The following is a 23,867-nucleotide window of genomic DNA, read 5'->3' as shown; positions in this document are numbered from 1 at the left end:
GAGGAAATTTATGATTTCTTATGAAGACAAACTGAGATTAGAAGAAATTAAAAAGAAATTTGAGGACCTTAAAAATCTTTTTGATATAGAAAAATCAAAAAAAAGAGTTAAGGAATTAGAAGAAAAAATGGTTAAATCTGATTTTTGGAATGATCAGAATAAAGCACAAAAAGTATCAAAAGAAAGCCAGCATTTAAAAGACCAAATTGCAGAATTCAAAAAATTACAATCTATTTTTGATGATATAGATGTTGCAATAGAATTTTCTGATGAAGACCCTTCAATGGAAGATCAAGTTCAGACCCTATTGATTGAGGCAGAGAAGATGACTAAAAGTTTTGAACTTAGAATGTTGTTAAATGGTAAATATGATGATTCCAATGCTTTCTTAACAATTCATCCTGGAGCAGGAGGAACTGAATCACAAGATTGGGGCTCCATGCTCTTAAGAATGTACACAAGATGGTGTGAAAATAATAATATGAAGTACGAAACAATAGATTTTCAAGATGGAGAAGAAGCTGGCATAAAAAGTGCTACTATAAAAATTTCTGGAGATTTTGCATATGGAAAATTGAAATATGAGACAGGGGTACATAGATTGGTTAGAATATCTCCTTTTGATTCAAACGGTAGAAGACATACTTCATTTACTTCAATAAACGTAACTCCAGAAGTAGATGATGATATAGAAATAGAAATAAAAGATGATGAAATAAGAATTGACACTTATAGGTCTGGTGGAGCGGGGGGTCAGCACGTCAATAAAACTGACTCAGCTGTTAGAATTACTCATTTACCAACAGGGATTGTTGTAACAGCTCAAAACGAAAGATCTCAACATCAAAACAAAGCTACTGCAATGAAAATTTTGAAAGCGAGACTTTATGATCTTGAAATGAGAAAAAAGATGGAAGAGAAAATGTCTATTCATGGAGAGGTTAAAGATATATCTTGGGGCAATCAAATTAGGTCATACGTTTTGTATCCCTACCAAATGGTAAAAGACCATCGTACAGATTATGAAACATCAGATTCTCAGGGTGTTTTAGATGGAGAAATAGATGGTTTTATAGAATCCGAATTATTGTATTTTGCTGAATTACAAAAATAATATTTTTTTACAAATATGTTTTTTCCGGAAAATTTATATGTTATAAGAAAAAATATATAATATAAATGCTGGTCAGTTTGACATGTTTGTTAAGGTGGTGTATAATTATTGAGACAGTATAAAGATTATCACAGGAGTATTATGGTCAATGAGATAAATGATAACCTTATTACTAAAAAAGATGGAATATACGTTGACTGCACAGTAGGTGAAGGCGGTCATTCAAAAGCTATTTATAAATATACCGAAGGTAAATCTAAGATTATAGCAGTTGATATTGATTACGAAGTTCTTGAGATTGCCGAAAGAAGATTGGAAGATTTAGCTGAAAAAATAGAATTTTTTAAAGCTCCTTATCAGGACATTGATTTGGTATTGAAAGGGCTTGGTATAGATAAAGTTGATGGCTTTTTGATGGATTTAGGAGTATCTACTTTTCAATTAAAAGGTGAGGGCAGGGGTTTCACTTTTATGAATGATGAACCTTTAGATATGAGGATGGATACTGAATCAGCTTTAAACGCTGCTAAAGTAGTCAATGAATACGATGAAAAAGAGTTAGCTCGTATAATTTTTGAATATGGTGAGGAGTTCAAGTTTTCAAGAAGAATTGCTAAAAGTATTGTAGATAGGAGACCAATAAATACAACTTTTGAACTTATAGAAGCAATAAAAAAGGCTTTACCATATAATGAAATTAGAAGAAGAAAAAAGCATCTTGCTACAAAAACTTTTCAAGCGTTGAGAATAGAGGTTAACAAAGAGTTTGATAACATAAGAACTGCGTTGGATAAGTTTACCGAATTCTTGAATCCTGGGGGAAGAGTTGCAATATTGACTTTTCATTCATTGGAAGATAAAATTGTAAAACATTATTATAAAAATCAAGGAAATTATAAATTAGTCACAAAAAAACCTTTGTATCCTTCAGAAGAAGAAGTTGAAGAAAATCCAAGATCAAGAAGTGTTAAATTACGAGTTGCAGAATACTTAGGTTAATAGTGGTTTTTCATTAACGGGGGGCGGTAGTATGCCACGGCCTTATGAAAATCAAAAAAGTATAGAGAAAGTAGGTTCTGGTACTTTTTCGTTGGTATTAGTAGCTCTTATTTTTCTTATGGTGGTTCTGGGAACTATTTGGCTTTCTTTTGCAATTTATTTTGGGAAGGACATTGAAATGAATAAAAAGAACATAGAAGTAGCTACCATTAAATTGGAAAGTTTAGAGCAAAAAATTGAAAATGTTGATGAAAGAATCGAAAAGTATGCTGAAATTTTAAAAGATCTGGAATCTGGTGGGAACTGATGAAAATATGAAATTTAAATATTCTTTAACTCAAATGATATTTATTTTAGGTTATTTGGGTTTGATATTATTTGGTGTAATTTTTAATTCACCAAGTGAGAGTAATGTAAAGACAACAGTTAACAATCAAAAAGATTATAATTTAGCGACCCTTGTGGATAACAAGGGTCATTTTCTTGTTTACAATAAAAATAAATATGAGGTATGGATTGATTTAGAATTTATGAAAAAAAGAAACGAGTATTGGAACAATAAATCAACCTTAAACAGCAAATATTCTGATGATGAGCTGGGAAATAAAAAGTTTTTATTCTGGGGAGTTTATGACACTGAAGAAGAAGCAAAAGAAAGTTTAGGGGATATGAGAAGATTTGCAAATATTTATGTCAATCAAGAAAGAGTTTACAACAATTTGTTTTCTTACGATTCTCTTATTGGTAATTATAAGACGACTCAATATGGAATAGAAAAGTATTTACATGAAAATGGATTATTAAAAGAAAAGAGTACTATAAGACTTAGTTTGGACAATGAGTTACAAAATTATCTTTATTACGAACTAAAAAAAACAGTTGAAGAAAAAAAGGCTAATGGGGCAGTGGCAATAGTCATGGATACTAAAACAGGGAAAATAAGGGCAAGTGTTTCTATTTACCCTTGGAATTTGGGCTATATGGGTTATATAGAGCCAGGTTCAACTTTAAAACCAATGATTTATGCCTTAGCTTTAGATGAAAAAATAATAACAGAAAACGAAAAATTTGAATCTACATACAATTATAAACCTGAAGAAGATCTTAATTTTATTGTGACAGAATCTGAAGGATATGGATTAGGTGAGCTGAATATAAGAGACGCACTTATACTCTCATCAAATATATCAATAGCAAAAGTCATGAAAAAAATTAAAGAAGAATTTTCTAATGAATGGATATATGAACGTTTGATTAGTATGGGATTTGGTACTAAAACTGATGCAGAGTTTAAAGGAGAAATAGATGGTGTTTTGAAATATCCGGATAATTGGTATAGTATAACCCCTTATCAAATTGCTTTGGGCCAGGGTATAGGCGTTACACCTATTCAGTTGATTAGTACTTTTAATTCACTTGTAAATAATGGCATTTACAAAGAACCTACCTTTTTAGAGAATAAAGAAAGTGAAGCCAGAAGAGTTTTTTCGGAAGAGATTTCAGAAAAATTAGTTGAATGGATGAATTACGTTACTATATCTGGTACAGCAAAACTTGCTTATAGAGAAGGTATGCTAATAGGCGGAAAAACAGGTACCGCCCAAAAAGCTATTGCTGGAGAAGGCTACAACGAAGAAGCGTATTATTCTCTTTTTGAAGGATATTACCCAGCAACTAATCCGAGGTACACATTTTTAGTGATTGTAGATAATCCTCAAGGAGAATTTTATGGAGGAGAAGTTGCTGCTCCGGTTGTCACAGAAGCATTCTACAAATATGAAAAAGATTTTTCAAACTTAGAAACCAAAAAGATAATTTTCAAAAATGTAATGCCAAATATTGAGGGTATGTATATACATGAAGCTGTTAACTTTTTAATAAGTGCTGGTGTTAGTAAAAATGATATAATAATTACTGGAAACGGGGATTACGTTGAAGAACAGTATCCAAAACCTGGAGTTTTAATAGATAAAAACAGATATTTTCAAATAAAGACAGCAAAAATGGAGTGATAAAATGGGTAGGGTTTTGATAGTTGGAAACTCTGAAATAAAAAAGAGAATGGAAATTGAAAGTAGAATTAAAAATGAATACGAACTACATACAATAACTCCAGAAAACTATTCAGAAAATTCTTTTTTACAAATATTTCAGATGGGGAGTATGTTTTCTAATCAAAAGATGGTTGTAATTAAGAACTTCAGTAAATTCAAGGACAAAGATAGGGAGATAATCGCTGAAAATATAATGAATAAAAACTCTCCCGTTGAAGAACTGATTATTACAACTGAAGATGAAAAAGAACTGAAAAGCCTTAAGAAAAAATTTGATAAAAATATAACAGCTAAACTTCCTGCACCATGGGAAAAAGATAATTGGAGAAAGTTTGTAAGGGAAGTCTTAAATAAATTCAACAAAAAGATGGAAAATGAATCAATAGACTACCTTTTGGAAATTCTTGGCCAAAACGACCTCTTCATATATGAAGAGATACAAAAGTTATCAATATACACTGATGAAGAGTTTATCACCTCCAAAGACATACAAGAAATAACAACACATTTTTCAATTCCTGAATTTGAAGACATTGGTTATACTATTTGTTTACAAAAAGAAGGAAAAGCAGTTGAAATGATGAATGAATTGATGGAAGATCCACAATTTATAGCAGTAAAGTTTATAGGGTTTTTGAGCAGCTATTTTTATGATCTTTACAAAACTATGTATGTAATAACTGGAACAAAAAAATACACATGGCCAAATGTAGAGCGAATATCGAAGGAGATTAAAGTTAGTAAGCAACGAGTTAGATCTTTTTGTGGTGTTACTTTTAGCAACGATGAAATAACAAAGGTAAATATCGCAAGACTTTTAACAAGAAAAAATGTTGCTAAGATAATCTTTAATATAGAAAAATTGGAAAGAGAATTTAAATCGGTTGAAAATCAGAAAGTACCTTTTATAAAATTTATAAAGAATTCCATGTTTCATAAAAAAAATAATCCCTAAAATTTAGGGATTATTTTTTCACAGACAATGGAATGTTTATAACAGTTGTTGTCCCATATCCTTCTTTTGATTCCATGTGTATCGTACCTTTCAATTTTTTAATATTTTTTTTAACTATAGCTAAGCCAAGACCTGAACCAGGTTTATCCTTTGATAATCTGACAAAAGGTTTAAATATGTCCTTAAGCTTTTCTTCTGGGATTCCAGGCCCAGAGTCTTCAACTTTGATTGTGAACATTTTCTTTTTTTTATTATACGAAACTATTATGTCTACATACCCATAATCAGTGTATTTTACAGAATTACCAATTATATTCACAAATATCTGTCTAAGTTTTGTGGAATCTGTTTCTATATTTTCAGGAATTTCAGTTTCATATTTAATGTTTAACTCAACATCTGGCGACGTTATTGGCTCTACTATTGAAATTGAATCAAAAAGCAATTTCTTAAAATTGATTTTATCCACATTTATTTTCTGATCTTTGTTTAGTTTTTTAAATGTTGATATATCTTCAATCAAAGAGTTCAAATGTCTTGCTGAAGCGTAAATCTTTCTCATCATCTTTCTCATTTCTTCTGCAGTCATATCCGGATCAGACAACACAGTTTCTGAAAAACCTATTATAGAAGTTAAAGGAGTTCTAAGCTCATGAGTGATAAAAGATAGGTAAACAGAGTTCATTTCGTTTGCTTCTTTTTCCTTTTCTCTTAAATTCATGAGAGTCATGAAAGTACTTGCAAAATTACTGAAAGTTTTCAGAATTCTTTTGGATGTTTCGCTAAATTTTTTTACTTTAAAGTTATCTATATAAATATGCCCTTCTAATTTATTTTTAATTCTTAGCGGAACAATAAGGGTGACCAATTTTTCGTTTTTATTATGAAGCATTTGACTAGCTTTATAAAATTCAGATGCATTTTTGTTGAAGTTGGCAATGTCAAATGTTTCATGAATTTCTTCATCAAGATGTTGATATATGTAAGAATCGTCGAATGGTATTTCCATTTTGTTTAATACTTCATCATCATAACCATACCCAGCTACTGGTTTGTAAAGAGTCCCCTCTATCTTCCAAATTGAACCACATTCTGCTTCTTGAATACTTTTTATGGCAATATTCAATAGTTTTTCCATAAATGTTTTTTCATTTTCTTCCCCGGAAAGAGTTTGAAAAAGCTGTGACATTTCTTCAAAACTCTCAATATAAGTTTTGATATCAATTTCTGTAGACATGGATAACCCCCTATATTTATTTAAATATATAAATATTATAGCATTTTTTAATAATAAATTACAAGTCTATTAAGAATATTATTTATTATTAAAAAGTATATTTTTGTGTTCTTTTCTCTCCTTTTCGTTTTTTTCTACAAAAATACTTTTTCCGTTGTCAGGATTTTTTTCTGTATAGTACATAGTTGTAGATTTGGTTGAAGGAGTTGGAGTAAATATTTGGATATCTTCAGGTTGAAATGGGAAAAATTTGTTGATATCCGAAGCCAGTTTTTTATCGGCTTTTTTCGTCGCTCCAGGATGTGCTGATATCAAATAAGCAGAAAATTTAGTGTTCAAGTTTTTTTCTTTTTTTATTTTGTTTAGCTTGTTTATAAAATTTTCTGTATGAATAAAATCTGGTTTATTCATTAGCTTTAGAACATTATTGTCTGAATGTTCAGGAGCTATTTTAAATCTACCAGGATTATGAAACTTCAGTAATTTATACAAAAATTCATCTCCATATTTCTCGTCTTTCTCTATAAGGTCGTATCTTATTCCTGAAGAAATGAAGACCTTTTTAACCCCATCAATTTTTTTTACATTTTCTAATAAATCTAAATAATTTTTATGACTGTGATTTAAACTTTTACAATATTCTATCCCAATGCATGACTTATTCAAACAAGCACCTGATTTAATTTTTTTCTTACAATCATCTCCATACATATTTGCAGTGGGACCACCAAGGTCAGAAATGTAGCCTTTAAAATCTTTTCTGTTTGTTAGTTCTTTAACTTCTTTTATAATTGATTCTTTTGACCTGCTTTGTATATATCTTCCTTGATGAAGGGCGATGGCACAAAAAGAACATTCTCCATAACATCCTCTGTGTGTTGTTATTGATGTTCTAACAGTATCAATTGATTTGACGTATCCTTTTTTAAGCTCTTCTGGTGCTACTTCTTTTGTGTAGTTTAAAGAATAAACTTCATCCATCTCACTTTGAGACAGAGGAAGTTGAGGTAAATTTTGAACTACATATCTATTTTGATGTTTTTGGAGAAGTATTTTAGATTGATAAGGATCGACATTGTTGTAAAATGCGTTGAAAGCTTCAATGTATTTTTCTTTGTTTTTGGATACCTCTTCATAAGAAGGTATTTCTACATATTTTTCTTCTTTCAAAACATCATTTTTCTTTAATTGATAAACGACTCCTCTGAGGGATTTGCAATCATCTATTGTTCCTTTATTTTTAAATATTTCACCAATTTCAAAAATAGTTTTTTCAGCCATACCATACACCAATAGGTCTGCTTTAGAATCAAGTAAAATAGAATGTTTTACTTTGTTTTGCCACCAATCGTAATGAGCAAATCTCCTCAAACTGGCTTCAATTCCTCCAATTATGACGGGTTTCTCTTTGTTAAATTGTTTAATAAGATTAGTATAAACTATGGTTGCCCTGTCAGGCCTTTTTCTGAAAGAACCTTCAGGAGAATAAACGTCAGAATTTCTCTTTTTTTTGGACGCTGTGTAGTTAGAAACCATAGAATCCATATTTCCAGCACTAACTCCCCAAAAATATTTTGGAATACCAAGTTTTGAAATATCCAAGGTATCTTTCCAATTAGGTTGAGAAATAACCCCAACTGTAAGTCCAACCATTTCTTTTAAAACTCTTGCTATAATAGCCATTCCGTAAGAAGGGTGATCAACGAAAGAATCACCGTTTACAAGTATAACGTCCAACTGTTTTAAACCCATTTTTTCCATATCGTCTTCATTTGTTGGTATATCAAACATATTTACACCTTCTAAATTTTATAAATCAATTCTATTATATATCACTTAAAATAAATTGAAAAAACCTTCCCGCAATACGAGAAGGTTTATGGCGGGGACGACGAGACTCGAACTCGCGGCCACCGGTGTGACAGACCGGCATGATAACCAGCTTCACCACGTCCCCAAAATTATTTAAATCCGTAAGATATTTTATCAGAAATAATGTGATTTGTAAAGGTCTTTGAAATGATTTAATGTAACGATTTATTTAATTTTGATATTGTTTCCGTTTAATATTACTAAAAAAATATATGTTATAATTTTTATTGAGAGATTTTTTGAGAGGTGGGCTATGAAACTTTATTTGTCAGATTTACATATAGGTGATGGAAATCTTAGAGATGATTTTGTTTACGATAAAAAATTAATAGATATACTAAACGATCTTAGCAAAGAGAAAAATCCAGAGATTAATTTTGTTGGAGATTTTATTGAAATGTATGATTTATCAAACGACTTTGAAATGAAAGGTAGCCTACAAGAATACGTTGAATCTTATGACTACAGTTTGTTGGATAAAATAGAAAGAGAACATTTAGAGCTTTTTGAATTTATCAAAAAAATATCAAATAAGACAAAAATAAGATACATTGTTGGTAATCATGATTATTATCTGTTATTTGATCAAAAAATGAGAAATAAAATTCAAAATATGATGGGGAATGTGGAAATTGTTCCATATTATTATGATGAAAAATTTGAAATAATGGCAATTCACGGGAACCAATTTGATTCTGTAAACAGAATAATATATGACGATGAAAATAGATTGGTGCCTTCTTTTGGAGAGTATCTTCTTAGGTATATGAATCACAATTTTAATATTGAGATAAGTAACATATTACCAGATGATTTGCTTTCAGATTATGACAATATTTCACCGTTATTAGATGTTTTTGAGTGGTTGGAATATATTAATGAAAGATATTCCATTGGTTATGATTTGAAGCAAAAATGGGCGAGGCATTTTGTTAATTTTATTAAGACGGATCAGATAAAAAAGTGGTTGAAAATAAACTTTCCAAAATATCACATGTTTACCAATTTATTTGTAAATAATATTGGAGGTTTGGAATTGGGGCAAGCTCTTGTAAGAATGATAATGTCCTTTAGGGACATAAAAAAATCAGATGCTCTTTTGAAAAGATCAAAAAAGTTGTTAAAGGATAAATTCTATATCCCTAAAAAATATTTAATTGGGTATTCAGATGAAGATATTGATATACCTAACCATAAAATAAAAGGGCTAATAATGGGTCATAATCACAAGCCGAGTTTCAACATCATTACAAAGAATAAAGTTAAAAAATTTTATGGGAATACTGGGGCGTGGAAACATACTGTTACAAAGAACAAAGGGATAAACAATAAAGAGTTTATCAGAAAGACAACAATATCATATATTTTAATAGAAGAAAATAGAAAAAATTTAGATGTAAAACTACATGTAGAACAACTATATTGATTGGAGGAATAACATGAAAAAAAAATTATTATTGTTTATTTTGAGTGTTTTGTTTATTTCTGCTTTTGCGTTGAATTTTTATAATCCACTGGGTCCTTCATTATTACCAGCTGCTGGCTTATACATTGAACCAATTGAAGGGTTAGAGACAAAGTTTTGGAGAAGTTTAGATGAAGCACAGACTCTTGTGATAAAAGAACAAGCTGATTTTATAGTACTTCCTGTTGCTTTTGGTGTTCAACTTATGAATAGAGATGTAAATTATAAATTAGCAGGGGTTTCGCTTTGGAAAACATTTTCTTTAATATCTTCAAAAGACGTTAAATCAATAGAAGACTTAGAAGGGAAAACAATTTATACAATTCAAGGTCCTGGCCAAACTGCAGATTTGGTGTTGAAAATATTAAAAGAAGAAAGGAATTTAGATGTGAATATTCATTATATTACAAATGGTGCAGATATAATACAACTCTTAGCTTCTGGAAAAGCAGATTATGCAGTACTACCAGAACCATTTGCTTCACTTGCAGAAGTTAAAACACAAGGAAATGTAAAGGTAGTAATGGATATAGAGCAATTGTACTCTCAGTTAACCAATTTACAACCTATTATTCCTATTACGGGTTTATTTGTAAGAGGAGATATTGAACATAACGAGGCAAAAAAAGTGATAGATGCCTATTCAAACTCAGCAAATTTGTTTTTTAACAATTATAACAATGAAGCAATTGAATATGTTGTTGAAACTATGGGTGGAAAAATGCCCAAGCCAGTAATGCAAAAAGCCGCTGAAAGATCTATAATTAAGTACGATGTTGATAAAGAAACTATAAACAGTTTTTTAGAAGTAATAAAAAATTATGGAATTATAGATAAAATTCCCGAAAATTTGTATTATTGAATTGATAGATTTTAACATTTTTAAAAAAACGTTTTTATATTCATAGTTACAATTTAACACATTTAATATATAATTAAAAAGAGGATTTATCATAATATTAATAGTGCTGAAATTTTTTTCAATTTATTATACATAATTGCTAAATAGATTACACGTTATTTATAAACCACTCACGGGAGGGAAGAAAATGGGAAAAAAATATGTTTATTCCTTTGGAAACGGAAAAGCAGAAGGTAATGGGAAATTAAAAGATCTTTTAGGCGGTAAAGGTGCAAACCTTGCTGAAATGTCTTTAAGAGGAGTTCCTGTACCACCGGGATTCACTATTACAACTGAAATGTGTAGACTTTACTGGGAAAATGGACAAGTTATCCCAGAATACTTGAAAGAAGAAGCAGAAGCAGCTTTAAGAAGGGTTGAAGAACTTTCAGGTAAAAAATTTGGAGATCCAAGCAATCCTTTGTTAGTATCAGTTAGATCAGGTGCTGCAATTTCTATGCCTGGTATGATGGATACAATTTTAAACTTAGGATTAAACGACGAAGTTGTTGAAGGATTGGCAAAATTAACAAATAATAAGAGATTTGCATGGGATGCTTATAGAAGATTTATGCAAATGCTCGGTGATGTTGCTTTAGGTATCGAACATGAAAAATTCGAGAAAAAATTAAACGAAGTTAAATCAGAAAAAGGTGTAAAAAATGATCTTGATTTAGATGCAGACGATTTGGCGAAAGTTGTAGAAAAATATAAAGAACTTTACAAAGAAGAAGGTAAAGAATTCCCACAAAAACCTGAAGAACAATTATGGATTGCTACAGAAGCAGTATTCGCTTCATGGAATAACAAAAGAGCTATAAAATACAGACAAATTAACGGCATGGATAAAATGGGTCTTTTAGGTACAGCTGTAAACGTACAAATGATGGTATTTGGTAATATGGGAGACGACTCTGGAACAGGTGTTGCTTTTACAAGAAACCCAAATACTGGGGAAAATGAAATTTACGGTGAATACTTATTAAATGCACAAGGAGAGGACGTTGTTGCTGGTATAAGAACACCTAAAGACATATCAACATTAGAAAAGGACAACAAAAAAGCTTATGATAAATTAATCAATACAATGAGAAAATTAGAAGCAGCATTTAAAGATATGCAAGACATAGAGTTTACCATTGAAAAAGGTGAATTATATTTCTTACAAACAAGAAATGGTAAAAGAACTGCAACAGCTGCTGTTAAAATAGCTGTTGATATGGTTGAAGAAGGATTAGTATCCAAAGATATCGCAGTAACCAGAGTTAAGCCAGCAGATATAGAAAAATTATTGCATCCAGCATTTGATAAAGAAGAGGTAGAAAAAGCAAAATACTTTGGGAAAGGTCTTCCTGCTTCGCCAGGTGCTGCAACAGGTATAGTAACATTCACACCTGAACACGCTGAAGAATTAAAAGCAGAAGGTAAACAAGTTATTCTTTTAAGACCTGAAACATCGCCAGAAGACATTGGTGGTATGGATGCTGCTGAAGGTATCTTGACTTCAACAGGTGGCATGACATCTCATGCTGCTGTTGTTGCAAGAGGAATGGGTAAAACAGCTATAGTTGGTGCTGAAGAAATAGTTATCAGCCCTAAAGAAAAAACAGCTAAAGCAAATGGAATCACAGTTAAAGAAGGTGACTGGTTATCAATAGATGGAACTGAAGGTAAAGTATATGTTGGTAAAGTAAAAACAATAAAGCCAACAGGGCTTGAAGGCGACATAAGAAAATTGTTAGATTATGCTGATGAAGTTGCTGACTTGGGAGTAAGGGTTAATGCTGATACCCCAAAAGATGCTGAAATTGCAAAAGGATTTGGAGCTAAAGGTATAGGGTTATGTAGAACAGAGCACATGTTCTTTGGTGAAGAAAGAATTAATAAAATGAGAAGAATGATCGTGTCAAAAACAAAAGAACAAAGAGAAGCTGCATTAAAAGACTTATTGCCTATGCAAAAAGATGACTTCAAAGGCCTGTTCGAAGCTATGGAAGGTTATGCAGTTACTATAAGATTGTTAGATCCTCCATTGCATGAATTTGTTCCACACGAAGAATCAGCTATAAAAGAAGTTGCTAAAAGTGTTGGAATAACAGAAGAAGAGTTAAGAGACATTATAGAAGATTTACATGAATCAAATCCAATGATGGGGCATAGAGGTGTAAGATTAGCTATTACTTACCCTGAAATTGCAGAAATGCAAGTTAAAGCAATAATGCTTGCTGCCATTGAAATGGTTAAAGAAGGAAAAACAGTTAAGCCAGAAATTATGATCCCGTTGGTTGGAAAAGTAAATGAATTTACTCTTCTAAAAGAAAGAGCTGAAAAAGTAATTAATGATTTATTATTAGAACATCAAATCGATGTTGAATACAAAATTGGTACAATGATAGAAATTCCAAGAGCTACTGTAACAGCAGACGAAATTGCTGAACATGCAGACTTCTTTAGTTTTGGTACAAATGACTTAACACAAATGACTTTAGGATTTTCAAGGGATGACTATGGGAAATTCATTGGTGAGTATGTTGAAAATGGAATTTATGAGTCAGATCCTTTTCAACACATCGATAGAAACGGTGTAGGTAAATTAGTTAAAACAGCTGTAGATTTAGGTAGAGGCTCTAACCCACGAATAAAATTGGGTGTTTGTGGTGAACATGGTGGAGACCCTGAATCAATAGAATTCTGTCACTTAGTAGGTTTAGACTACGTAAGTTGTTCTCCATACAGAGTTCCTGTAGCAAGATTAGCTGCTGCACAATCAGCTGTTGAATTTAAAAGAGGAAAAAAAGTAAATAAGTAATTTGTTAAATACATAAAGGTGGGGAATTTATCCCCACTTTTTTATTATTAAATGCTACTGAAGCATGAAAAATGGTTGAAACTGAGGTTGAAAAATTTTTCATATACTTTTATAATAGTATCAGTATAAAAAATATGATATGTATTTATCAGGAGGTAAAATATGGAGTTATCAGCTATTTTTTCTTTTTTTTCTAATAGTGGATTTGCATTTTTAACATGGCAGGGTGCTTTTATGATTGGCTTAGGTGGGTTAATAATATGGGTAGCAATTGCAAAACATGCTGAACCTCTTTTATTAATACCTCTGGGTTTTGGAATGATAATGGCGAACATTCCCCCAGAAGCAACAGGGTTACTTAATCCACCAACAGATGGGCAAGTGGGAGGACTTTTGTGGTACATTAAACAAGGTATGGATTTGGGTATATATCCACCTTTAGTTTTCTTAGGGATTGGTGCTTTAACTGACTTTTCATATTTGATAGCTAATCCTAAATTAATAATTTTAGGAGCCGCTGCTCAAGTCGGTATATTTATAACTTTCATATCAGCTACAACTTTTATGGGCTTTGATTTATTTGAAGCTGCTGCAACAGCTATTATAGGTGGTGCTGATGGTCCAACCTCAATTTACATTGCAACCAAGTTTGCTCCGCAAATATTATCAGTTATAGCAGTAGCAGCATATTCTTATATTTCATTAATTCCGATTTTACAACCTCCTGTTTCAAGGTTATTGACTACCAAAGAAGAAAGAAAAATTAAAATGAAAAAATTGAGGACAGTTAGTAAAAAGGAAAAGGTAATATTCCCAGTTTTAACAACTTTAATAGTTGCTCTATTTGTCCCTCAAGCATTACCTTTAGTTGGTATGTTAATGCTTGGGAACCTTTTAAAAGAATCTGGAGTTACAGCAAGATTAGCTGAAGCGGCTTCAAGGTTTATATCAGACACTGTAACAATTTTACTTATGGTATCTGTAGGTGCTTCTGCTACAGCGGAAATTTTCTTAACGGTTGATACCTTAAAAATTTTAGCTTTGGGGGCTATAGCTTTCATAATAGCAATGTCATCAGGTATATTTTTTGCAAAACTTATGAACCGTTTTTCAAAGGAAAAAATCAATCCTTTGATTGGAGCAGCTGGTGTTTCAGCGGTTCCAGATTCAGCAAGAGTTGCACAAACTATTGCTCAAGAGGATGACCCAAATAATTTTATTTTAATGCATGCAATGGGTCCTAATGTTGCTGGAGTAATTGGTTCTGCAGTAGCAGCAGGCGTTTTCATAAATTTAATAGCATAATTTATTGGAGGTGTAGTAATGCCAACCAAAAAAAGTTATATTGTAGAAATAAACAGGGGATATTGTAAAAAATGTGGCCTTTGTTATTGGGTTTGTCCTGCGCAAACTATTATTGGGGGAGATTATGGAAGGCCTGAGATTCCAGATCAAGATAAATGTATAGGATGTATGCAATGTGAAAGAATATGTCCTGATTTTGCAATAAATGTTGTAGAAAAACAAGAAAAAGATAATAATGAGTAGGGTGGTGTTTTAAATGGGGAAAATGTATTTCATGCAAGGTAATGAAGCCGCAGCAAAAGCAGCTATAACAGCTGGATGTAGGTTTTTTGCAGGATATCCTATTACTCCATCCACTGAAGTTGCAGAAACAATGGCCAGAGAACTTCCAAAAGTTGGAGGGACATTTATACAGATGGAAGATGAAATAGCCAGTGCAGCAGCTATAATTGGAGCTTCTTTAGCAGGTAAAAAATCTATGACTGCAACTAGTGGACCAGGGTTTTCATTAATGCAAGAGGCTCTTGGTTACGGAATAATGACAGAAACTCCTTGTGTTTTTGTGGATGTTATGAGAGGGGGGCCAAGCACGGGAATGCCTACAAAGCCTGCACAAGGCGATATCATGCAAGTTAGATGGGGAACTCATGGAGACCATCAAATTATAGTAATTTATCCATCTACGGTTGAAGAAGTTTATAAACATACTATAACTGCATTTAACTATGCTGAAAAGTATAGAACGCCAGTTGTGTTATTGATGGATGAAACTTTAGGACATATGAGAGAAAGTTTTTATCTTGATTATGAAGACGAATATCCTGAAAATATTGAAAGAATTAAAGAAAAAGACATTGAAGATGAAGAGCTATTCCATCCTTTTGATGTAGAAGATTCTGCAGCGATTAATCCTTTAGCAGAAATGGGTAAAACAAGATTCCATGTATCAGGATTAGTTCATGACGAAACGGGATTTCCAGTTAGAAATCCAAACATGTCACAAAAGATGATAGATCATTTGGATTCAAAAATCAGATTATACACTGAAGAAATTTCAATTTACGATGAATACATGCTTCATGATGCTGAGATAGTTGTTGTTGCTTATGGTTCCACAGCAAGAAGCGCTCTAAGGGCTGTTAAAAAAGCTAGAGCTGATAAAATTCCTGTTGGATTGTTTAAACCAATAACAATGTGGCCAGTACCGACATCAAGAATAAAAAGGATTTTTAGAAATTCAACAGCGGTAATTGTTCCTGAATTGAATTTAGGGCAATACGTACATGAAATGTCTAAATTGAACAAACAAAATAAACACATAGAATCCTTGACTAAGACAAACGGTGAACTTTTTACACCAGACGAAATATTAAAATCTATAATAAAAACATGGATTCAAATAACTGAAATGTGATCATATTTTTATTTTTAAAAAACTTCGGGTATAATTAGTATTGTATCCGAAGTTTTTTTCTAGAGGGAGATAATATGAATTTTAATTATGAAAAATATAAACATAGAATAATTGCAGCGTACATAGATCCAGGATTAATGTATTTATTAAATAGCTTGGATAAGAATTTTTATAGTTCTTTTGGAATGGATATTTACTTACATGAAGATCCAGAAAAAGTACCAGAAACTGTTTACCAAATGATAAGGGCTAATCAAGCTTTTAACTCTTTTAACTTGAAAAAAGTTGTTGAGATTGGCAATGAATACGAACAGAGAATATACTTCTATTCAGATGAGAAAACAGTAGAAATACCATATGATGTGTTGGTTAAAGAAATTAATGAGTCAATATCGTATATTATAAAAAAATCTTCAGATATCGTAGCCTCTGTTATCACAATGTGCCTTTTAAGAGGTAGTAAATTAGCACACATTTTGAACAATATCAACATGATTGTAGAAGAATCGACGAAAATCGAAACCACAATAGACAAATTAATATTTTCAATCTTGACTGGTATAACAGCGGGTTTTGGCGGGGCTTTTAATAGAGCGATACTTTTTAAAAAGGTGGGAGATAAGTTCAAAGTTCTTAGAGCAATAGGGGATAAAGATATTGAAAGCGCCAAAAAGTCCTGGAAATCTTTTACAGACTTGAGGGTAGACATTTCAACTACTTTGGAAAATTACGATCCAAACTTCTTTTCAGATTTTGAAAGGGATATAGTAGATGTGACTTTAGATGAAGATGAGATTTTGAACAACGAATTTATGAACGAAGCAATAGAAGGCAACAAGGCAATAAAAATACCCGGAAGCCTTGTAGAACATTTAGCTTCCAAAAAATTAAATATAGTTGGAGAAATAGCTTTTAGTCCTATTATATTTGATGATAAAATCTTTGGGTTTATCTTATGTGATAACAGGTATAATTTTAAACCTATAACAGAAGAACAGCTTGAAATATTAGACTATTTATCAAAACAAGCTTCTATCATTTGGGAAAATAAGATATCTGTAGAATCTTTGAGATTTGAGGCAGGCCAAGATATTCTTACAAAGTTTGGAAATAGAAACAGTTTTGAAAAATATTTAGACAAAATAACCTTATCAAATGAAGAGAATATAGGAATAATAATGATAGATATAGACGATTTTAAGAAAATAAACGATAAATTCGGACATGATTATGGGGATAAAATTTTGATGGAATTTTCAGAGATTGTTTTTAAGCATATAAGAAGATCTGACCATATATTTAGATATGGAGGAGATGAATTTGTTCTTTTTTTGAATGATGTGAATGAAGAAATTATGTACGATATAATAAAAGCAATTCAAATGGACTTTAATGGATCGACAGAGGCGTCTTTTTCAGCTGGAGCTGTTTACAAAACTAATGAAAATATCTATAATTGTGTAAAAAGAGCAGATGAGTTTCTTTATGACTCAAAGAGAAAAGGTAAAAATAATATAACTTTATTATAATATTTATTTTGAAAAGAATTAATTGTATGGTAAAATATATATAAGAATTTACACATGAAGGGGGAAAGCTCGAGATGGAAATTTTAAAAGTCAGTCATTCTTCAGCGCCAAATAAAGTTGCAGGGGCAATCGCAGGAGTTCTTTCAAAGACTGATGAAGTTGAAATTCAGGCTATAGGAGCCGGGGCTGTAAACCAAGCAGTTAAAGCAATTGCAATTGCGAGAAGATTTATTGAAAATGAACAAAAAGAAATATATGTTATTCCAGGATTTGTTGAAGTGGAAGTTGGTGAAGAAACAAGAACTGGAATAAAATTTAAAGTAGCTGTTAAACAGGTGGAAGAACCAAGAGAATGATTGATGAAAAAATTATTACTGAAATAGTCGCCGCGTGTAATAGAGACACGCGGCTTATTGTAATAATACGTGATGTTTTAAATATGACAAAAAAGGGTAGGAATGAATTAAGGGAAAAAGCTTCAAAGCTTTTGTATTCCAGTAATGAAACAGACAAAGAAGCATTGAAATTTTATTATCTGGTTACTGAGGATGGAGTTGCCGAAGAAATAGCCAGGAGGTTGGTAGATAATGGATAAACCAAAATTTGTTGGTGGCCAGGCAGTTATAGAAGGAATAATGATGAAAGGAATTCATACTGTTGTGGCTGTAAAAACAAAAGAAGGAAAAATAGCTATAAAAAAATTAAAAGATAAATCCTGGGGGTTTATAGAAAAAATACCCCTGATTAGAGGATTTTTTGTTCTTTTACATGCAATGATAACCGGAATGACTGCTTTATCTTATTCTGCAAAGATGTCTGGAGAAGAAGATGAAGAAATAACCAATAAAGATATGGTATTTGCTATTTTAATAGCTGTGGTTGTTGCAGCAGGAGGATTTGGCGTATTACCGGTCCTAATAGCAAAGCCCTTTAACATTCAATCGGAATTTTGGTTTGCAGTTTTAGAAGGTGTGGTTAGAGCCGTATTGGTAGTTGGTTATATCTATGTAATATCTCTAATGAAAGATATAAAAAGGGTTTTTGAGTATCATGGTGCAGAGCATAAAAGTGTATATACTTATGAGAATAATAAAGATTTAACTGTAAAGAATGCAAAACCTTATACCACATTACATCCAAGATGTGGAACAAGTTTTATATTGCTGACAGTTTTTGCATCTATAGTGGTATTCTCAATATCAGGTGGATTAGGTTGGAGTTCTATGTGGGAAAAGATTATCTCAAGAGTTGTTCTTCTCCCATTGGTAGCTGGCCTTGCTTATGAATTTCAAAGATTTACAGCGAAGATCATTAATACAAAAATAGGTAGGGTGCTTGCTTTTCCAGGTTTGATGATGCAAAAGATTACAACAAAAGAACCAGATGAAGAACAATTAAAAATAGGTTTAATTTCACTTAAATACGCTTTAGATGAAAATTTTGATGGTGAAGTTCAAATAAATCTTGAAGAACAGACTTTATAAGTCTGTTCTTTTTTCTTTATTTTTAATTAGCTATAATTTTAGATGAATAATATCGATAACCAGTTATTATTTTAACAAATCTCTATTTTGAAGAGATTTTTTTTTGGTGTATTATATTAATACCGTGAACGTTACCGTTAAAGAGGTGATTCTTTTTGAAACAAAAAAAATACGTTACTATCAAAGATATTTCAAAAGCTGTTGGAGTTTCCATAAATACAGTTTCAAGGGCTTTAAATGATAAACCAGATATAAATGAAAAAACAAAGGAAAAAATATTAGAAAAAGCAAAAGAATTGGGGTATATAAAAAATTCTTTTGGTTCAATATTAAAAACTCAACGTTCTAAGATAATCGGTGTGATAATACCTGATTCATCAAATCCTTTCTTTTCTGAAGTTTTTAAAGGAATAGAAGAAGAGGCAAGAAAAAATGATTATCAAACGATGATAATAAACACTGAAGGTAAATACTCATTTGAAGAGAAAGCTATTTCCACTTTGATTGAGAGACGAGTGGACGGAATATTACTTTTCCCTATGCAGAATAAATATGAAGATATTGAAAAGCTTCTTACCAAAAAGTACCCTGTAGTTCTTGTCGGTAGAGGAGTTGAAAATTGGAATGTTGATGAAATTTATAATAACGAAATAAAAGGTGGTTTTTTAGCAACAGAACATTTGATCAAAAAAGGTTGTAAAAAAATAATCATGATTTCTGCAGAAAAGTTTAATACTGCGGGTAAAAATAGAGAGTTAGGATATCTAAAGGCTTTAGAAGAGAACAAAATTGAATATAAGAATATAGTCAATATTAATAAATTGCATGAAGGATTATACTTTGAAGAAGGAGAAAATATAGTTCAAAAAATTGTAGATAAGGAAAAAGTAGATGGAATATTTTGCTATAATGATTTAATAGCTTACGGAGCCATTGAAAGCTTAAAAAAGAAAAACATAAATGTTCCAAATGATGTTAAAGTAGTTGGATACGATGACATACGTTTTTCTAAAATATTTTCTCCATCTCTTACAACTATTTTTGTTAATAAGATCAAAATGGGAAAAGAAGCTTTTAACATGTTGAAAAGGAGAATAGAAAATATAGATTCAACAACTATGCAGATAACTTTGGATGTTGAATTGATAGAGAGAAAATCAACTGAATAAGAGGTGAAAAAAATGGCTGAGTTACGATGGAATCCTTTGTTGAAAACATACACAATGGTTGCAAATAACAGGCAAAAAAGGCCTCATCTTCCAAAAGATTGGTGCCCTTTTTGTCCGGGAGAAGCAAAAAATGTACCCGATGATTATGACGTATTAAAATATGACAACGACTTTCCAGCTTTAAAACAAAATCCAGATATACCCGATCTCGAATCAGAGAGTGTTTACAAAGTAGAAAAAAATTATGGAAAGTGTGAAGTTATTCTATATTCACCTGATCATTATATAACTCTTCCGGAATTACCACTTTGGCATATAGAGAAATTAGTGAATTTGTGGATTGAGAGAAATGAAGAATTATCAAAAGACAGGAAAATAAAATATGTTTTTCCTTTTGAAAATAGAGGAGAAGAAGTTGGAGTTACAATGCCACATCCACACGGACAACTCTATGCATATTCTTGGATCCCATTAAAAATTAAAATAGAATTGGATAGTTCTAAAGAATATTATGAAGAAAATAAAAAATGTTTAATTTGTGAGATGAATGAAAAGGAAACAGATTATAAAAAAAGAATTCTTTACGAAAACGAATCATTTTTAGTTTATTTACCATTTTTTACAGATTATCCATATGGCGCTTTTATTGTAGCTAAGGATCATATATCTAATTTTGTAGATTTTAGCTCGAAGCGAAAAAAAGATTTGGCAAAAGCCTTGAAGATTTTAACGGGAGGATTTGATAGTATGTTTCATAAAAAATTTCCATACATGATGGTTATTCATCAAACTCCCGTTAATTCAGAAAAATACAAAGATTCAGAAAATTATTATCATTTTCATATAGAATTTTACCCTCCGTTGAGAGATGAAAACAAAATTAAATGGTATGCTTCTTCTGAAATGGGAGCGTGGGCAGCAGCCAATACAATGGCTGTTGAAGATACGGCTCCTGTTTTAAAAAAGGCTATAGATAGCTATAGGGAAAAAGAAGGGATATAATGAATATTGTCGATTTATACAGAAGGTATTTTGATGAGCCTAGTCAAAAAGTCCAATTATATTTCGCACCTGGTAGGGTCAATTTAATTGGTGAGCATATAGATTATAATGGAGGAAATGTTTTTCCAGCAGCACTTTCAATTGGGATAACGGCTGCAGTTGGAAAAAGAAATGATGATCTTATAGTTATCAAATCTGAATCATTTGAGAATGAAGTTGTAATAGATCCCAAAGAAAAAATAGAGTTCGATCAAAAATATGGTTGGGGAAATTATGCAAGGGGAATGTATAAATTCATTGAAAACCCAAAAAAATCTTTAAATATATACTTGAAATCGAATCTACCAGATGGAGCAGGATTATCCTCATCAGCTTCGTTAGAAATGATAATTGGCTATATAATTTCTTCAGAAAGAAAAAATAATGATGATTTTAAAAAAAGGTTGTCTTTGTTGGGGAAAAAAGTTGAAAATGAATTTATTGGTGTCCAATCCGGCATAATGGATCAATTTTCAATAGTATTTGGGAAAAAAGATCATGGGATTTTGTTAGATACTCACAGTTTAAACTATGAATATGTTCCAGTATTTTTGAAAAATTATAAATTGGTAATAATAAATACTAACAAAAAGAGAGAATTATCTGGTTCATCTTATAATGAAAGAAAATATCAGTGTGAAAAAGCTTTTGAACTGATAAACTCAAAAAAAGATATAAATAACTTGTGTGAAGCAAGTATTGATGATTTGAAATATATAAAAGATCCCATCATTAGAAAAAGGGCAAAACATGTGATAACAGAGGAAAAAAGAGTTTTAGAATCTATAGAAGTTCTTAAAAAGGGCGATTTGAAAAAATTTGGAGAACTTTTAAACCAGTCGCATAAATCACTGAAAGAAGATTTTGAAGTTACAGGCATAGAACTTGATACAATAGTTAATTCTTCCCAAAAACAAGAAAGTTGTATTGGAGCAAGAATGACAGGGGCAGGTTTTGGTGGCTGTGCTATAGCTTTAGTAAAAGAAGATGAAATAGAAAATTTTGAAAGAAATATATCTAAAGAATATTTTGAAAAAATAGGATATAAACCGTCATTCTATATAAGTAATATTAATGATGGAGTTAAAAAATTAGGGGGGGATATTGATGGATAGACCAAAATTGCCTTTGTCAAAACAAATAGCATTTTCTATAGGCCAATTAGGTTGGGCTATTTTAATGGGACTAATTAATTCTTATTTAGTTTATTTTTATTCACCACCAGAAAGTGCAGAAATACCTTATTTTATTCCTCAAGGGAATATATTTGGAATTTTTACAATTATTGGATTAATAACCATTGCAGGAAGAGCGCTAGATGCTATAACAGATCCGTGGATTGCTACTTTATCAGATAGACATAAATCTCCAAAAGGTAGAAGAATTCCATTTTTAAAAATTGCAGTTATACCTTTTTCTGTTTTAACTGTACTGATATTCTGGCCACCAGTAGATTATATTAGTGGGTTTAATGTAGTTTGGCTAACTATCACATTATTGACTTTTTATATATTCTACACAATGTATGTTACTCCTTATTTTGCACTCATACCAGAATTGGGGAAAACTGCAAATGAAAGATTAAATTTATCTACATATATATCAGTTACGTTTTTTCTTGGAACTGCAGTAGCTTCTCAAGCAGCAATGATATGGAATAAATTAGCTGAAATGGGAATAGATAAGGTTTTAGCTATTAGATATACTTTTATTGGATTAGCTGGACTTTCTTTTTTATTTTTGATGTTTCCTATATGGTTTATAGATGAAAGAAAATATTCGGAATCAAAACCATCAGAAATAAATATGATGGAAGCTTTAAAATCAGCCTTTTCAAAAAAAGAATTTAGAGTTTTTGCTATTTCTGATCTTTCATATTTTTTAGCTCTGACCATTCTACAAACAGGTTTGATTTATTACATAACAGTTTTACTTGAGTTACCTGAAAGTTTATATTCAACAATATTTATTTTATTAGGAGTGTTGTCTTTCTTATTCTATCCATTTGTAAATTTAACTGCAAGAAAGATAGGTAAAAAGAAATTGATGATTATAGCTTTTAGTTTTTTCACAATCATGTACTTACTTGTATTCACATTAGGAATGGATATATGGTTTATACCTAATACTATTCAAATATATGTTTTAATAGCTTTAGCAGCATTTCCAATGGCAGTTTTTGGGATACTACCAAATGCAATTTTATCAGATATAGCTGAACATGATGCTGTCACTACAGGTAATAAAAAAGAAGCTATTTTTTATGGTGTAAGAACTCTTATGTCTAAAATAGGTCAAATGCTATCCATGTTTATATTTTCTTCTTTATTGTTATTTGGAAAAGATATTGGAGATTCATTAGGCATTAGGTTAACAGGGCCTGTAGCAGCCGCTTTCAGTTTATTAGGTTTAATATTTTTTTTAATGTACGATGAAAAGAAAATGCTTAGTGTTAATAAGAAAGATTAAAAATATATTCATTTTTGTAATTTATTATTCATAGTGAACGTTAACGTTAA

General features: G+C 31.1%; 21 protein-coding genes and 1 tRNA gene. 19 read left to right on the top strand and 3 right to left on the bottom strand.

Annotated features, from left to right (window positions below; all coding sequences use genetic code 11):
• Positions 1 to 10 precede the first annotated feature (10 nt).
• The 5 genes from prfB to holA all read left to right on the top strand — a co-directional run bounded on the left by prfB (position 11) and on the right by holA (position 5,122).
• Complete coding sequence (prfB, locus tag BLS00_RS06015; protein ID WP_091403649.1) at positions 11 to 1,114, top strand: peptide chain release factor 2; 1,104 nt, start codon at positions 11 to 13, stop codon at positions 1,112 to 1,114.
• A 108-nt stretch (positions 1,115 to 1,222) separates the two neighbouring features.
• Complete coding sequence (rsmH, locus tag BLS00_RS06010; RefSeq protein WP_091403647.1) at positions 1,223 to 2,113, top strand: 16S rRNA (cytosine(1402)-N(4))-methyltransferase RsmH; 891 nt, start codon at positions 1,223 to 1,225, stop codon at positions 2,111 to 2,113.
• Between the two features lie 31 nt (positions 2,114 to 2,144).
• Positions 2,145 to 2,420, top strand: coding sequence for a TadE family protein (locus BLS00_RS06005; protein WP_091403646.1), 276 nt, complete (start codon positions 2,145 to 2,147; stop codon positions 2,418 to 2,420).
• A 7-nt stretch (positions 2,421 to 2,427) separates the two neighbouring features.
• Positions 2,428 to 4,125: a penicillin-binding transpeptidase domain-containing protein gene (locus BLS00_RS06000; protein WP_091403644.1), complete on the top strand. Its 1,698-nt coding sequence runs from the start codon at positions 2,428 to 2,430 to the stop codon at positions 4,123 to 4,125.
• Positions 4,126 to 4,129: 4 nt separating this feature from the next.
• Positions 4,130 to 5,122 (top strand): DNA polymerase III subunit delta, encoded by a 993-nt coding sequence (holA, locus tag BLS00_RS05995; RefSeq protein WP_091403643.1) that lies wholly within the window; start codon positions 4,130 to 4,132, stop codon positions 5,120 to 5,122.
• A gap of 10 nt (positions 5,123 to 5,132) precedes the next feature.
• On the opposite strand, the gene BLS00_RS05990 is transcribed toward holA, so the two are convergent.
• The 3 genes from BLS00_RS05990 to BLS00_RS05980 form a co-directional block, all read right to left on the bottom strand.
• On the bottom strand, positions 5,133 to 6,359 hold the full coding sequence (locus BLS00_RS05990; protein ID WP_091403641.1) for a GAF domain-containing sensor histidine kinase: 1,227 nt from the start codon (positions 6,357 to 6,359) through the stop codon (positions 5,133 to 5,135).
• A 78-nt stretch (positions 6,360 to 6,437) separates the two neighbouring features.
• Positions 6,438 to 8,150, bottom strand: coding sequence for a YgiQ family radical SAM protein (locus tag BLS00_RS05985; RefSeq protein WP_091403640.1), 1,713 nt, complete (start codon positions 8,148 to 8,150; stop codon positions 6,438 to 6,440).
• 89 nt (positions 8,151 to 8,239) lie between these two features.
• Positions 8,240 to 8,316: transfer RNA gene (locus BLS00_RS05980), tRNA-Asp, on the bottom strand.
• 168 nt (positions 8,317 to 8,484) lie between these two features.
• Here BLS00_RS05980 and BLS00_RS05975 point away from each other — a divergent pair.
• From BLS00_RS05975 to BLS00_RS05910, 14 genes are all read left to right on the top strand, one after another.
• Positions 8,485 to 9,657 carry a metallophosphoesterase gene (locus BLS00_RS05975; protein WP_091403638.1) on the top strand — a complete coding sequence of 391 codons (1,173 nt, stop codon included), beginning with the start codon at positions 8,485 to 8,487 and terminating at the stop codon, positions 9,655 to 9,657.
• A 13-nt stretch (positions 9,658 to 9,670) separates the two neighbouring features.
• On the top strand, positions 9,671 to 10,558 hold the full coding sequence (locus BLS00_RS05970) for an ABC transporter substrate-binding protein (RefSeq protein WP_091403637.1): 888 nt from the start codon (positions 9,671 to 9,673) through the stop codon (positions 10,556 to 10,558).
• 187 nt (positions 10,559 to 10,745) lie between these two features.
• A complete protein-coding gene (gene ppdK, locus BLS00_RS05965; protein WP_091403636.1) occupies positions 10,746 to 13,406 on the top strand; it encodes a pyruvate, phosphate dikinase in 2,661 nt (886 codons plus the stop codon).
• Between the two features lie 162 nt (positions 13,407 to 13,568).
• Positions 13,569 to 14,711 carry a sodium ion-translocating decarboxylase subunit beta gene (locus tag BLS00_RS05960; RefSeq protein WP_091403634.1) on the top strand — a complete coding sequence of 381 codons (1,143 nt, stop codon included), beginning with the start codon at positions 13,569 to 13,571 and terminating at the stop codon, positions 14,709 to 14,711.
• Positions 14,712 to 14,729: 18 nt separating this feature from the next.
• Positions 14,730 to 14,954: a 4Fe-4S dicluster domain-containing protein gene (locus BLS00_RS05955; protein ID WP_091403633.1), complete on the top strand. Its 225-nt coding sequence runs from the start codon at positions 14,730 to 14,732 to the stop codon at positions 14,952 to 14,954.
• Positions 14,955 to 14,967: 13 nt separating this feature from the next.
• Entirely contained in the window at positions 14,968 to 16,125 is a 1,158-nt protein-coding gene (locus BLS00_RS05950) for a 2-oxoacid:acceptor oxidoreductase subunit alpha (protein WP_091403631.1), read from the top strand.
• 74 nt (positions 16,126 to 16,199) lie between these two features.
• Entirely contained in the window at positions 16,200 to 17,654 is a 1,455-nt protein-coding gene (locus BLS00_RS05945) for a GGDEF domain-containing protein (RefSeq protein ID WP_091403629.1), read from the top strand.
• A gap of 74 nt (positions 17,655 to 17,728) precedes the next feature.
• On the top strand, positions 17,729 to 18,010 hold the full coding sequence (locus BLS00_RS05940; RefSeq protein ID WP_091403628.1) for a stage V sporulation protein S: 282 nt from the start codon (positions 17,729 to 17,731) through the stop codon (positions 18,008 to 18,010).
• Positions 18,007 to 18,249, top strand: a complete 243-nt coding sequence (locus tag BLS00_RS05935) for a hypothetical protein (protein ID WP_091403626.1) — start codon at positions 18,007 to 18,009, stop codon at positions 18,247 to 18,249. The genes BLS00_RS05940 and BLS00_RS05935 overlap by 4 nt, the downstream gene beginning before the upstream one ends.
• Positions 18,242 to 19,138, top strand: a complete 897-nt coding sequence (locus BLS00_RS05930; protein ID WP_244885740.1) for a DUF1385 domain-containing protein — start codon at positions 18,242 to 18,244, stop codon at positions 19,136 to 19,138. Before BLS00_RS05935 ends, BLS00_RS05930 begins: the two co-directional genes overlap by 8 nt.
• 155 nt (positions 19,139 to 19,293) lie before the next feature.
• On the top strand, positions 19,294 to 20,307 hold the full coding sequence (locus BLS00_RS05925; protein ID WP_091403623.1) for a LacI family DNA-binding transcriptional regulator: 1,014 nt from the start codon (positions 19,294 to 19,296) through the stop codon (positions 20,305 to 20,307).
• A gap of 12 nt (positions 20,308 to 20,319) precedes the next feature.
• Positions 20,320 to 21,309 (top strand): galactose-1-phosphate uridylyltransferase, encoded by a 990-nt coding sequence (gene galT / locus BLS00_RS05920; RefSeq protein WP_091403622.1) that lies wholly within the window; start codon positions 20,320 to 20,322, stop codon positions 21,307 to 21,309.
• The gene (locus BLS00_RS05915; protein ID WP_091403619.1) at positions 21,309 to 22,463 is read left to right on the top strand and encodes a galactokinase; all 1,155 of its coding nucleotides are present in this window, start codon (positions 21,309 to 21,311) and stop codon (positions 22,461 to 22,463) included. Before galT ends, BLS00_RS05915 begins: the two co-directional genes overlap by 1 nt.
• Entirely contained in the window at positions 22,456 to 23,817 is a 1,362-nt protein-coding gene (locus BLS00_RS05910; protein WP_091403618.1) for an MFS transporter, read from the top strand. Before BLS00_RS05915 ends, BLS00_RS05910 begins: the two co-directional genes overlap by 8 nt.
• Positions 23,818 to 23,867: the final 50 nt, after the last annotated feature.

The organism is Geotoga petraea, assembly GCF_900102615.1.
Taxonomy (GTDB): domain Bacteria; phylum Thermotogota; class Thermotogae; order Petrotogales; family Petrotogaceae; genus Geotoga; species Geotoga petraea.
This window is presented reverse-complemented; position numbering and strand designations above follow the sequence as displayed.